We start from the raw sequence: 13,335 nt of genomic DNA on the forward strand, positions 1-13,335 counted from the left end.
CCCGGGCACGGGACGGACACGAACAGGGGCTTGATTTGATAGGGAATGCGACCTTCCGGCACCGCAATACCGCCTTGCTATCGGTAAGCAGCGTCGAGGCCCCGAAGGTCGTCAGTTCCGCGGAGTTCGACCACATGCTGGCACCGACGCTGCAGCGCCTGAAGTTCCCCCCGAACCTGCTCGAACGGGTCGCCGGCATCACGCACCGGCGCTGGTGGACCCCGGGGACATCGTTTGACGACGCGGCCACCGAGGCGGGCGCGAAGGCCTTGGCCGAGTCCGGCGTCGCAGCGTCCGAGGTGGGCCTGCTGATCAACACTTCCGTCACGCGCCGCAGCCTCGAACCGTCCGTCGCGGTGAAGATCCACCACGGACTTGGCATGCCGTCGTCAGCCATGAACTTCGACGTGGCCAACGCATGCCTCGGATTCATCAACGGCATAACCCTGGCGGCGAACATGATCGACTCCGGCCAGATCAAGTACGCGGTGATCGTCAACGGTGAGGATGCCCAACCCACGCAGGAGGCCACCCTGGCCCGGCTGCAGCGACCCGAGACGACCCGGGCTGACTTCCACCGGGAATTCGCCACGCTCACCCTGGGTTCCGGAGCCGCCGCTGCCGTCCTGGGCCCGGCGGACCAGCACCCCGGAGCGCATCGGATCATCGGCGGCGTGATGCGCGCCGGCACCGAACATCATGAACTCTGTGTGGGCGGACTCGACGGCATGGCCACCGACACCAAGGGCCTGCTCGACGGCGGCCTGCAGCTCGTGGTCGATGCCTGGCGCGAGGCCCAACCGGAGTGGAACTGGGCCTCGATGGACCGGTACGTCACGCACCAAGTGAGCAATGCCTACACGCAGGCCATCATTGGAGCCATCGGCCTGGACCCGGACAAGGTGCCGATCACGTTTCCGCACTGGGGCAACGTGGGCCCGGCGTCGCTCCCGATGACTCTCGCAGCCGAAGCGCAGACCCTCGGAACCGGCGACCGTGTTCTATGCGTGGGTGTCGGGTCCGGCCTGAACACCGCCATGGTGGAAATTGTATGGTGAATGCCCGCTGGCCCGGCGTCGACCCCGAATGGTCGCGGGACATCGACGTGGCGTCCTCCTCCGCCGCGGATGAGCCCGGGAGAATGCGCCGCTGGCATCTGCTCGACAACGCCGCCCAGCTCTCCCGCCGCGGCCTGACTCCTGCCGGCACCCTGTTGTGCGTGCACGGCAACCCGACGTGGTCCTACCTGTGGCGCGCCCTGCTGGCCGCCGGTTCCGATCCCGCACATCCGTGGCGCGTGGTGGCGGTGGACCAGCTGGACATGGGCTTCTCCGAGCGCACGGGCACGTTCCGCCGCCTGGCGGACCGGATCAACGACCTGGGCGACCTCACCACTGCGCTCGGGCTGGATGGCCCGGTGGTTACCGTTGGCCACGACTGGGGCGGCGTGATCAGCCTCGGCTGGGCCTTGGCCCAGCCGCAGCAGCTGGCCGGCGTCGTCCTGACCAATACCGCAGTGCACCAGCCCGCCAACTCGTCCATCCCGCCGGCGCTGCGGCTTGCCCTGCACCCGGCCGTGCACCGCTGGGGAACCACGACGTCGGACGCCTTCCTGCGGGTGACCCACTCCCTGGCGCACCCGCCGCTGGCCGCGGACGTCCGCGCCGCCTACACGGCTCCCTATCGGAGCGCCGGCCGCCGCACCGGCGTGGGAAACTTTGTCGCGGACATTCCCGCGGACCCGTCCCACCCGAGCTTCCCCGCGCTCAACCGCGTCGCCGAAGGGATACGCGGGCTGAGCGTTCCGGCCCTGATGCTCTGGGGGCCCGCGGGACCCGATCTTCTCCGACCGCTACCTCAAGGACCTCATCAGCCGGCTGCCGCACGCGAAAGTCCACCGCTTCGAGGGCGCCGGCCACTTGGTCGCCGAGGACCGGGATATCGCCACCCCCGTCTTTGAGTGGCTTGCTGATCTCGGCCGGGACAGCGGACCCGCGGACGCCGAGGCAGGTTCCCCAACGGCGGCTCCCCTGGCGCCTGTAGTAACGACGCCGGTTTCCTCATCGGCGGCTTCCCCAACCGCGACGTCCCCAGGCAGGATGCCGAACACCCAGACGCCTTCGCTGTGGGCGCCGCTTACCGACCTCGCGGCAGGACCCGCCAGCGCGGATACCGCCGTCGCGGAGATGGACGCGGACGGCACGGTGGCCCGCTCACTGAACTGGCAGGACCTCGAACACAACATTGCCGCCGTTGCTGCCGGACTGCAGGAAACCGGCGTCCGGCCAGGCAACCGGGTCAGCCTGATGGTTCCACCGGGCGTGGACCTGACCGTGGTCCTCTACGCCTGCCTGCGGCTGGGCGCCGTGGTGGTGGTGGCCGACGCAGGCCTGGGCACCCGCGGTCTGAGCCGCGCCGTCAAAGGCGCCACCCCGGATTTCCTCATCGGCATCGACAAGGCCCTTGCCGCCGCATCCGTGCTTGGCTGGCCGGGACGGCGCATCAGCATCCGGGACCTGCCACCGATCCGCCGCCGGCTCCTCGCCGTCGAGACCTCACTTCCCGCGCTCGCCCGCCGGGGCAAACTCCTGGCCAAAACCGTGCCGCTACAGGCACCGGACGCGGACGCGCCGGCAGCAGTGCTCTTCACCTCGGGATCCACCGGCCCAGCGAAGGGGGTCCTCTACACCCACGGTCGGCTTGCCGCGATGCGGGACACAGTGGCCGGGACGCTGGGGATCCGCCCGGGCGCACGCCTGGTGGCGGGTTTCGCTCCATTCGCCCTGCTGGGACCGGCCCTGGGCGCCGTCTCGGTGACGCCCGCCATGGACGTGACGGCTCCCCGCACGCTGACCGCCCAAGCCTTGGCTAACGCCGCGGCAGCCGTTAACGCCACGGTGGTGTTCGCCTCCCCCGCGGCGCTGCGCAACGTCCTGGCCACCCGGGACGGCCTGGGCTCCGCCGGGTACCAGGCACTGGAGCGTGTGGAGCTGCTGCTCTCCGCCGGCGCGCCCGTTCCCGAGCCCCTGCTCGCCGACGTGCAGCGGCTGCTGCCCCGGGCCTCGCTGCACACCCCCTACGGAATGACCGAGGCGCTGCCCGTTACCGACATCAGCCTGGAACAGATCCGCACCGCCGCGGCGGACGCGGCCGCCGGCACCATGGCCGGCGCCGGCAACGGCGTGTGTGTCGGCCTTCCCGTGCACGGCGCCCGGGTCGCCATCATCCCGCTCGCCGCTGACGGCACAGCCCCGGGTGACGTGCCTGTCACCGAGCCGGGAGTGACCGGCGAAATCCTCGTGTGCGCCCCGCACGTGAAGGAGTCCTACGACAGGCTCTGGCTGACCCAGCGCGATAGCGCGCGCACGCCCGGGTGGCACCGCACCGGCGACGTCGGGCACTTCGACGCCGCCGGCCGGCTGTGGGTGGAGGGACGCCTCGCACACGTGGTGACGGCGCCGGGTGCTGCTCTCACGCCCGTCGGCGTGGAGCAAGCCATCGAACTCCTGGACGACGTCGGGCTGGCCGCCGTCGTCGGGGTTGGGCCGTCCGGGACGCAGGCCGTCGTCGCCGTCGTCGAGACCCTACCGCCCGTCCGCCGGGCCGGCCCCCGCCGCACCGGAGCTCGCGGGGAGGGTCCGGGACGCGGCCCGGCTGGCAGGCGTCAGCATCTCCGCCGTGCTCGCAGTCCCTTCCCTGCCAACTGACATCCGCCACAACGCCAAGATTGACCGGACCCGTCTGGCCCGCTGGGCTTCGGCGGTGCTGGCCGGCGGCCGGCCGGGTACGCCATGAGGGTCCTCGTCACCGGAGCGAGCGGTCTACTCGGAGGTGAAGTGGCCCGGGTGCTGGTCCGGCAGGGCCACGCCGTCACCACATTCCAGCGCCGTCCCGCAGAGGTCGACGGCGCCGTGGACATCGCCGGGTCCATCACCGATGACAACGCCGTCGCTCGCGCCGTCGCGGGTGCGGAGGGCGTCATCCACCTGGCCGCGAAGGTCTCCTTCACCGGACGGGCTGCGGATTTCGACGCGGTGAATGTGGCGGGTACGCGCCGCCTGCTCCGCGCTGCCCGCGAGGCCGGGGTGCGGGACCTGGTGTTCGTCTCCTCCCCCTCCGTGGCAAATTCCGGTGCCGCCATCGCCGGGCTGGGCGCCGGGCCGGCGGATCCGGTCCGCGCGCACGGCACCTACTCGCGCACGAAGGCCGAGGCCGAGTTGCTGGCGCTGGCCGCAGACTCGCGGCAGTTCCGGGTCGCGGCCGTGCGCCCGCACATCGTCTGGGGTCCGGGCGACACACAGCTGGTGGAGCGGGTCCTGGACCGTGCTGGCCGCGGCCGGCTGCCGCTGCTCGACGCCGGCGCGGCCCTGATCGACACCACCTATGTGGACAATGCGGCCTCGGCCATCGTCGCCGCGCTGCACCGGATGGAGCACATCCACGGTAGGGCGCTCGTCGTCAGCAATGGCGAACCGCGGCCGGTCGGCGAACTGTTGGCGGGCATCTGCGTCGCGGGCGGCGTCCGGGCGCCGTCGTGGACGGTGCCGGGCAGACTCGCCCGGGCGGCAGGATCGGTGGTGGAGAAGGTCTGGACTCTGGCTGCCCGGGACGGGGAGCCGCCGATGACCAGGTTCCTCGCCGAGCAGCTTTCGACCGCCCACTGGTTCGACCAGCGCGAGACCCGCGAACTCCTCGACTGGACTCCCGCAGTCTCACTCGACGAGGGCCTGGCGAAGCTGGCGGAGTACTACGTCGTTCGGGGCCGCTAACGCTGCAAACTTGAACAATTCCTGAGCGGGGGCCCGCTCAGAACGTGTGGGGTCCCGGGCATGCCCTCCGAGGTTCGAAGGGCCTCAACCTTTATGCTGAATGCGCATCCCTCGCAGAGGTTCTGTGGGGAGTTACCGATTGGGGCAGGGATGAGAGTATTCAGGCGTGTCATTTTGCCGGCGGCGTGGCTGGCCGTGTTCGCCGTCATCGCGGTGGCGTTGGTCAAGATCGCGTTCATCGACGGACTGCAAACAGGGCCGGCCATTGCTGGCCCGTCGGCCGAAGTCGCGGTTCCGGTGGTTCAGGCATCCCGTGCGACGGTAACCAACACAGTTCAGGTCAAGGCGACTGTGCAGAGTGATCCGGCGGTGGGCGTCCGCAACACCGCCGCCGGCCTCGTAACGCACATCTTCTTGGAACCCGGGGCGAAAGTGGTTTCGGGAACTCCTCTGTATCAGGTCCGTAGTGAAGTGGTGCCTGAACTGTCGGCTTCTGCCGCCATGACCGCAGGCCTCGACGGGTCGGGGAGCCCGCAGTCGCGGACCGCCATGCTGCCGACCTACAGGTATACCGATGTGGTGGCTTCTGCTTCCGGTGAGCTCAAGGTCTTGGATGTGCTTCTCAACCAGCAGGTCAACGTCGGTCAGTCCTTGGGTTCGGTTGATCCCGGGACTTTCGCCGTCAGGGGCTCTATCGACGCTGCGCAGCAGTACCGGCTCTTGGCCAGGCCCTCGTCAGCTCAGGTATCCCTGGTTGGCGGACCGGCGCCGTTCACTTGCCCGTCGGTCGCCCTGGTGGGTGCGACCAGCACCACAGAAGGCGGTGGTTCCGGCGGGCTCTCCGGCGGGGTCAGCCGCTCCGTTCCCTACGCGATGATAGGCCCGGGATCCAGCGGCGGCGCACCCGAACAGGGCGGGACCCCCACGGGGACGCTCAGCTGCGCCGTCCCCGCCGGGGTTGAGGTCTTCGCTGGACTGGGCGCAACCATGACGGTCACGGCCGGGGAGGCCGTCGACGTCGTGACCGTGCCTCTCACCTCCGTGGAAGGCAGCGTTAAGGAGGGCGTGGTGTGGCTGGCGTCGCCGAACATGAACCCCGGCCCGGAAGAGGCACCGGCAGGGCGTGGTTCCCCCATGGATTCCGGCGGCCGTTCTGCCGACGAGCCTCAACAGCGGAAGGTCCAGCTGGGTCTCAACGACGGCTCAGTGGTCGAGGTGGTCTCCGGCCTCGCCGAAGGAGAATCGATTCTTGAGTTCATCCCGGGAGCACCCGCGCAGATGTCCCCCGGATCCCAGTTCGGCTCCCCGGCCTACCCGATGGGAGGGTGACGGTGGAGGAGCTGGTAGCCCTGAGAGGCGTTACCCGGACGGTCCGGCTACCCGATGACCAGGAGCTCCACATTCTCCGCGGCGTCGACCTCACCGTGAACAGCGGCGACCACACTGCAGTGGTCGGACGCTCCGGCTGCGGTAAATCCACGCTGTTGAATCTGCTGGGGCTCCTGGACGTTCCCACCGGTGGCGAACTGACATTTTTGGGAACGCCCGTGCAACACCTGCGCGACAGCGCCCGGGCCAGGCTGCGCGGGGAGGCCGTCGGGTTCGTGTTCTAGCAATTCAACCTCTTGCCTGGCAGAAGCGCCCTGGACAACGTGATGACGCCCTTGCTCTACGCCGGCGGGAAGCAGTTCTGGCGACGACGGGAGATAGCCATGGACATCCTTGACCGGGTGGGCCTGGCCCACCGCGCCCGGACCATGCCCACCATGCTCTCCGGCGGCGAACAGCAACGCGTGGCCATCGCCAGGGCGCTGGTCCGCCGCCCACGCCTGATCCTTGCAGATGAACCCACCGGCGCCCTGGACGTGGACACAGGCCAGACAGTCATGGCGCTGCTGGACACAGTGGCCACGGAATCCGGCGCCGCACTGATCACCATCACCCATGACGTCAACGTCGCAGCCCTGGCCAGGGCCTGCTACCGGCTCGAGACCGGTGTGCTCTCGGCCGCCGCAATCCCCACGGGAGCGAACGCATGACCGGAATCATTTCCGCCCTCGTGGAGGCGTGGCAGGAACTGCGGATCAACAAAACACGGATCCTTCTCGCCCTGATCGGGGTGGCGCTGTCAGTGGCAGCCCTGACTTCCGTAGTCGGGCTGGGGAACCTGGCACGCGAAGGCTTCAAAGCGTCCTCCGAACAAAATGGCGGACGGTCGGCCACCCTGGGGATCAGCCTCTACGGGCCCACCCAGGCAGACCAGGGAAAACTCGAAGCCGCCTACCAGGGCGTCATCGACCGCTACAAAATCACCTACTACACCCATTCGACCCAGGCGCAACATGCGTTCCAGTCCCCCTACGGCGTGCAACAGCTAATGCTCCAGCTGGTGGATCCCGGCTACGGGGTCATCCACCGACTCAACGTGAGTCAAGGCGGCTGGTTCGCTGACGACGACGAAAAACGGCTTGCCCCGGCACTGGTCGTCTCAGAGAGCTTCTACGACATGGCCGGCCGGCCCAACCTCTCCACCAATCCAAAGGTGCAACTGGTCGGGACCGAGAAAGCCACTGCTGTGATCATCGGGGTGGTTCCCGACCAGTACCCACAGGCACCACCAGCGGCTTTCATGCTGACCGGGGCCGCAGACCGCGCCCATGTTTTCGCCGCAGGACCCGGACAGTTCAAGTTCTGGGTCGGGGACGGCCAGGCCGAAGCACTCAAATATGCCATCACCGCTGACTTGCAACAGCAATTCCCCGGCATGCAAGTCCAAGTGGACCGGATGGACTATGCCAGCCAAGGCGACCCCTTCGCGACCGTCCAGCTCGCCGTCGGCGGCATCGCCGGACTGGTCCTGCTCCTGGGCGCGGTGGGCATGCTGAACATTTCCATGGTGACCGTCAGATACCGGGTGCGCGAAATCGGCATCCGGCGAAGCTTCGGCGCGACCTCCTCACGCATCTTCCTCGGCGTCATGATGGAAACGGTAGTCGCGACGGCAGTGGCCGGCATCGTCGGAGTCATGGTCTCTGTAGCGGTCGTCAAGCATCCCTGGATTCAATCCAAGATTGCCCCCGGCCTCACCGACTACCCGGCATTCCCCATCGAAGCAGCAGCGCTCGGACTGGTCTCAGCCGTCCTCGTGGGCGCACTTGCCGGCGCAATTCCGGCCCTGGTGGCAGTTCGGATTAAGGTCATCGACGCGATCCGCTTCTAAACAGCCAGCGGCCTGATGAATTCCCGGCCTCTGCGCCACCGCAGGCCACTGGCGCCTTGAAGAAGGGATCCGTCTTCTACAACCGCCAACGCCGCCATTCCGGACTGGACTATCGGACTCCGATCGAGCACGAGCTACACTGCCAGAACCCATCCCAAACAGCCTGAGGCTCATTCTTCTCGGGGTCCCGATGCTCCGTTTCCCCTGTGGTCACGGCCAGGATTTTTTTGTTGCATCACGATGCGGATGTGAAGAGCGGAGGAGCCCGCGCTACGATGCAGTGCTTCCGGAAGGGCGGGTGCTCGGCTCCACTCCGCAATGCGTGATGGAGGGCTCGGCAGAGCCCATGGCCGCTGCAGATCGTGAGGCCCAGCGGGCGTTCGATTCCATCAGTCACTTCGGGTTGTTCAATGGTGGGGGCGTAAATGGTGTCGGCGGCTGTGAACGCCGGCTAGTGCTCGCAGAAGACATCGACGTGTTGCAGCACTATCGTGCAGCATTGCCAGCGGCGGGCTGGGAAGTGGTCGAGGACGACGGGCGCCACCTGCGGGCACAGCGTGATGGCCTGGCATTCGAGGTGATGCCCTGCTCCGGAGGGGGCGGTGTCGTCTGGGCCGGAAGCGCCAATGGCTCCGCAAACGAAATACGAATGGGCTGTGACCAGCACTGAAATTTCCCCACGCGACCTCTGAAACCGACATTTACGAGTGAATATGTCAGTCTGGGCGGGGCATCAACGTCGCTGAGGATCAGCGCATCGACGAGGCCGTCGCACGCATCTTCGGCAGGGATCGCTAGGCGGGCGAGCCGCCCGACGGCGAGCTAGAGGAGCGTCCTGAACATCAGCTGATCACAGTACTAAACCAGCTCGAAGACGCTTGTGGTGCGGAGGACTTCTGAAACAGCCAGCGATTCCGCAAACACCAGGGTGCCACCGCTATCGCCAGCGTCTCGTCGATCGGGCGACAGCTGCGGCGGCAGCGAGAATGACCCCGCGATGATGCCGGGGCCCGAACGCATCCTTGAGCAACATGGCGATCCCGCCGGAGGAAGGGTTGGCCCCGGAGTACTTCACGTACGAATAGGAACTGAAGGCGACAATGATTGCGCCGGCGAGAAAGGCCGCGGGCACCAACCCGCCCGCGAGTCCGGCGATCTGGCCTACAAGGGCGAAGATCCCCGCCCCGACCATGACCCCGGTCCCGAGCGAGACGGAACCGGCAAGGGACAACTTTGGGGAATCTTCAGCCATGGCAACGAGTCTAACCATGACACGGAAGCGCCCGCTTCCGTGGGGGCGCAGCCTGCTCGGAAGGGGACCGGCGCACAAACTGGTTCCGCAGCGGTCCCAAGAGTGGACCACGCCGCCGCCGAGATCAGGACGGGCCGACCCCGTACACAGCCAGCGTTCCAGCGCACCAATGTTCCCTGACCTTTTGGCCGAGGGTCCGGCTTTCACCACCGGACACACTTGCAGAATATACCCCCCTGGGGTATCTTGGGGATGTTGACAGTGAAGTGGTTTGTCCAGGCCCTGCAGATTCCGCGGGCCGTTACAGCCGTTCAACCCCAGCACCCCATCACTTCTCCTCGGATAGGAACAAGCTGACATGTGCGGAACCGACACCCGAACCGAACTCCCCTTGATCACTCCGGAGCAGTCCGGCTGCGGCTGCTGCTCAACCCAGACCGCAGCACAGACGCCCGCCGCGGCTGACGGATCCGTGTACGAACTCGGGGGCCTCACCTGCGGGCACTGCGCCCAAACCGTTGAAAAAGCCGTCACCTCCGTGGATGGGGTGGAGGCTGTCACCATCGAGCTCGTCGCCGGGGGCACGTCCCGCCTGACAGTCGCCGGGACCGCCAGCAACGCTTCGATCCGGGACGCCGTGACCGGCGCCGGATACAGCTTCTCAGCCAGCGAGTAACCCGCAACACACCGTAGAGTGTCAGGTCTCCAGGGCCGCCGCCGCTGGAAGAAACTCCCAAGCGAAGGAGAGCCCCAATGGACCACGACCACCACAACGGACCCGCCGCCGGGCAGAACGCACCACCCGCTCCCCGCGGCGGGTCCGCCCTCACGCCGGCACCTGACGCCCGCAACCACCAAGCCCACGGCATGGACGACGAGCACATGGTGCACACCCATGGCCAGCACGCCGGACACAGCGTCGCGATGTTCCGGAACAGATTCTGGCTCACGCTGGCCCTGTCCGTTCCTGTGGTCTATTTCAGCCCGATGGTCGGGCACCTGCTCGGCTATGCGCCCCCGGCCCTGCCCGGCACGGCCTGGATTCCCCCAATCCTGGGCACGGTGATCTTCTTTTACGGCGGCCAACCCTTCCTCAAGGGTGGCCTGGACGAGCTGAAGGCCCGGAAACCGGCCATGATGCTGCTGATCGCCATGGCCATCAGTGTCGCGTTCATCGCCTCCTGGGTTACAAGCCTCGGGATCGGCGGCTTTGACCTGGACTTCTGGTGGGAACTGGCGTTGCTGGTCAGCATCATGCTGCTGGGGCACTGGATCGAGATGCGCGCCCTCGGCTCCGCCCGCGGCGCGCTCGACGCCCTCGCTGCCCTGCTGCCGGACGAGGCGGACCGGATCACCGCCGAAGGCACGGAAACCGTCAAAGTCAGCGACCTCGTGGCCGGGGACACCGTCCTGGTCCGTTCCGGGGCCCGGATGCCGGCCGACGGCATGGTCATCGCCGGCCAGGCTGAGTTTGACGAGTCGATGATCACCGGCGAATCCAGGACCGTCCTGCGCTCCCCCGGCGATACCGTCATCGCCGGAACGGTCGCCACAGACAACACCGTCCGCGTGCAGGTCACCGCAGTCGGGGACGACACCGCCCTGGCCGGCATCCAGCGGCTGGTCGCCGAGGCCCAGGCCTCCTCCTCGAAAGCCCAGGCCCTGGCCGACCGGGCGGCTGCGTTTCTGTTCTACTTCGCCGCCGGCGCCGGCATCATCACCTTCATTGCCTGGTCTCTTCTGGGCAGCATCCCCGACGCCGTCACCCGGACTGTCACCGTGCTCGTGATCGCCTGCCCCCACGCCCTCGGCCTGGCCATCCCGCTGGTCATTGCCATCTCCACCGAACAGGCCGCGCGGGCCGGTGTCCTGATCAAGAACCGGATGGCCCTGGAGCGCATGCGCACCATCGACGTCGTGCTCTTCGACAAAACCGGGACCCTCACCAAAGGCGAACCCGCCCTCAAGGACCTTGCGGCCGCCGAGGGCGTGGACCCGAGCGAGCTCCTGGCGCTAGCCGCAGCCGTGGAGGCCGACAGCGAGCACCCGGTAGCGCGGGCCATCGTCCGGGCCGCCCGGGAACAGGGCCTTCCAATTCCGGCAGCCTCCGATTTTTCGTCCATGACCGGCCGCGGTGTCCGTGCCACAGTCAACGGCACAACCATCCAGGTCGGCGGCCCGGCCCTGCTCCGCGAACTCCAGGCCGAAGAGCCGCAGTCACTGGCCACCACCACCAAGGCCTGGATCGACCGTGGCGCGGCCGTCCTGCACATCATTGACGGGCACCGCGTCCTCGGGGCCGTCAGCCTCGAAGATGCCGTCCGCGCCGAATCACGGCAGGCCGTCAAAGCCCTCCAGGACCGCGGCATCAAGGTCGCCATGATCACCGGCGATGCCCAACAGGTGGCCCTTGCCGTCGCCGAAGAGCTCAACATCGATGAGGTGTTCGCCGAAGTCCTCCCGGCGGACAAGGACAAGAAGGTCGCCGAACTGCAGTCCCGCGGACTGAAAGTCGCCATGGTCGGTGACGGCGTCAACGACTCCCCCGCCCTGGCCCGGGCCGAAGTCGGCATCGCGATCGGCGCCGGCACGGACGTCGCGATGGAGTCCGCCGGCGTCGTCTTGGCCGGCAACGACCCCCGGGCCGTCCTGTCAATGTTGGACCTCTCCCAGGCCAGCTACCGGAAAATGTGGCAAAACCTCATCTGGGCCACCGGCTACAACATCATCTCGGTCCCCCTGGCCGCCGGTGTTCTTGCCTTCGCCGGGATCGTACTCTCCCCCGCCGCCGGCGCCGTGCTGATGTCCGCCTCCACCGTCGTCGTCGCCCTGAACGCGCAACTGCTGCGCCGGCTGAAACTGAACCCCGCCGACCTCAACTGAACCCTGCACCTACCCGGGCTACGCCTCCGATAGCCTCCAACGCCGGGCTGCAATAGCTACTGGGGCTGTCTCAGTAACGGTGTATCCGGGAAGTTTCTTTTATAAGTTTTCAGCTGCCAGCCTTCAGGTACTGGTAGAGGGTTTCGCGGCTGATCCCGAACTCCCGGGCCAGGCCGGTCTTCTGCTCCCCCGCCCCCGCCCGGTCCCGCAGCTCGGCCGCCTTCTCGGGCGAGAGGGCCTTCCGGCGGCCGCGGTACGCACCCCGGGCCTTGGCCAGGGTGATCCCCTCGCGCTGACGCTCCCCGATCAGGGCCCGCTCGAATTCGGCAAAAGCACCCATCACCGAAAGCATCAGGTTAGCCAGCGGGGACTCCTCCCCCGTGAACACCAGCTGTTCCTTCACGAACTCGACCCGCACCCCCTTCCGGGTCAGCGCCTGCACCAACGACCGGAGGTCATCGAGGTTCCGGGCCAACCGGTCCATACTGTGCACCACGAGGGTGTCGCCGTCCCGGATGAAACGCAGCAGCTCCTCGAGCTGCGGGCGCTGGACGTCCTTACCCGAGGCCTTATCCGTGAAGACCCGCTCCAGCGGAACACCCTCGAGCTGGCGTTGGGTGTTCTGGTCCAGGGTGCTGACCCTGATGTATCCGATCCGCTGCCCGGCCATGGCTCCTTCCCAGGTAAAGAGTGTCAGGTTGAACCCTAAGACCCGCGACAGGGAGTGTCAATAAATTCCAGAACCTACCCTAGCCTGACACTTGTGGAGTTTGTCGATAAATGGCGGCGTTCTTTAATCGTTAAATGTCGCACCTGGTGGGCCTACCCGCTGCCTCGTATGGCTAGGGATTCGACACGCAGAGGTTTTCAGACGCCGAATCGGATTAGGAGCGGGACTGGGCCGGCCTCGGACCAAACCTGGTATAGGGGGTTTTTGAAAGCTAGTAGAAGCGCATTCAGCCTGGGCACTTCCCGGCGATGTCACGACAAGGGCAGACCCCTCCGTCGTCCCCTTGATAGACAACTCGGCGGTTGATTAGCAGTGTGCACCCAACAGCGTGGCCGGGTGCACACCAGCTAGTCTCGCCCCATGGTCAGCCGTAACATGAGGGGCCTACTAAGTTGCCGAACTGAAGGCTAACGCCGCTCTTCAAATCTTCCTCTTTCTAGTCGATCGCGCCGTGCATGGCCTGGCCACTCACCTGCGCAGG

At 67.2% G+C, this 13,335-nt stretch carries 9 protein-coding genes and 2 pseudogenes; 9 read left to right on the forward strand and 2 right to left on the reverse strand.

Features of this window, described 5'->3' with window-relative positions; all coding sequences use genetic code 11:
• The first annotated feature begins 35 nt into the window (after positions 1-35).
• From KY499_RS03660 to KY499_RS03690, 7 genes and pseudogenes are all read left to right on the forward strand, one after another.
• A complete protein-coding gene (locus tag KY499_RS03660) occupies positions 36-1,058 on the forward strand; it encodes a 3-oxoacyl-ACP synthase III (RefSeq protein WP_123255182.1) in 1,023 nt (340 codons plus the stop codon).
• Positions 1,052-3,795 (forward strand): annotated as a pseudogene (locus KY499_RS03665) (alpha/beta fold hydrolase). Before KY499_RS03660 ends, KY499_RS03665 begins: the two are co-directional and overlap by 7 nt.
• Positions 3,792-4,769, forward strand: a complete 978-nt coding sequence (locus KY499_RS03670) for an NAD(P)-dependent oxidoreductase (protein ID WP_123255166.1) — start codon at positions 3,792-3,794, stop codon at positions 4,767-4,769. The pseudogene KY499_RS03665 and the gene KY499_RS03670 overlap by 4 nt, the downstream one beginning before the upstream one ends.
• 150 nt (positions 4,770-4,919) lie before the next feature.
• On the forward strand, positions 4,920-6,098 hold the full coding sequence (locus tag KY499_RS03675) for a secretion protein HlyD (RefSeq protein ID WP_148045195.1): 1,179 nt from the start codon (positions 4,920-4,922) through the stop codon (positions 6,096-6,098).
• Positions 6,095-6,808, forward strand: a pseudogene (locus KY499_RS03680) (ABC transporter ATP-binding protein). Before KY499_RS03675 ends, KY499_RS03680 begins: the two are co-directional and overlap by 4 nt.
• Positions 6,805-7,989 carry an ABC transporter permease gene (locus KY499_RS03685; RefSeq protein WP_123255168.1) on the forward strand — a complete coding sequence of 395 codons (1,185 nt, stop codon included), beginning with the start codon at positions 6,805-6,807 and terminating at the stop codon, positions 7,987-7,989. Before KY499_RS03680 ends, KY499_RS03685 begins: the two are co-directional and overlap by 4 nt.
• Positions 7,990-8,287: 298 nt before the next feature.
• Positions 8,288-8,659: a hypothetical protein gene (locus KY499_RS03690; protein WP_219886232.1), complete on the forward strand. Its 372-nt coding sequence runs from the start codon at positions 8,288-8,290 to the stop codon at positions 8,657-8,659.
• A gap of 267 nt (positions 8,660-8,926) precedes the next feature.
• On the opposite strand, the gene KY499_RS03695 is transcribed toward KY499_RS03690, so the two are convergent.
• The gene (locus KY499_RS03695) at positions 8,927-9,241 is read right to left on the reverse strand and encodes a hypothetical protein (protein WP_258190954.1); all 315 of its coding nucleotides are present in this window, start codon (positions 9,239-9,241) and stop codon (positions 8,927-8,929) included.
• 358 nt (positions 9,242-9,599) lie between these two features.
• Here KY499_RS03695 and KY499_RS03700 point away from each other — a divergent pair, with 358 nt between their 5' ends.
• The gene (locus KY499_RS03700) at positions 9,600-9,917 is read left to right on the forward strand and encodes a heavy-metal-associated domain-containing protein (protein ID WP_219886233.1); all 318 of its coding nucleotides are present in this window, start codon (positions 9,600-9,602) and stop codon (positions 9,915-9,917) included.
• A gap of 77 nt (positions 9,918-9,994) precedes the next feature.
• Positions 9,995-12,124, forward strand: a complete 2,130-nt coding sequence (locus KY499_RS03705; RefSeq protein WP_219886234.1) for a heavy metal translocating P-type ATPase — start codon at positions 9,995-9,997, stop codon at positions 12,122-12,124.
• A gap of 109 nt (positions 12,125-12,233) precedes the next feature.
• On the opposite strand, the gene KY499_RS03710 is transcribed toward KY499_RS03705, so the two are convergent.
• Positions 12,234-12,794, reverse strand: a complete 561-nt coding sequence (locus tag KY499_RS03710) for a recombinase family protein (RefSeq protein ID WP_123255172.1) — start codon at positions 12,792-12,794, stop codon at positions 12,234-12,236.
• Positions 12,795-13,335: the final 541 nt, after the last annotated feature.

The sequence above is a fragment of the Arthrobacter sp. PAMC25284 genome (genome assembly GCF_019443425.1).
GTDB classification, from domain to species: Bacteria; Actinomycetota; Actinomycetes; order Actinomycetales; family Micrococcaceae; genus Arthrobacter; species Arthrobacter oryzae_A.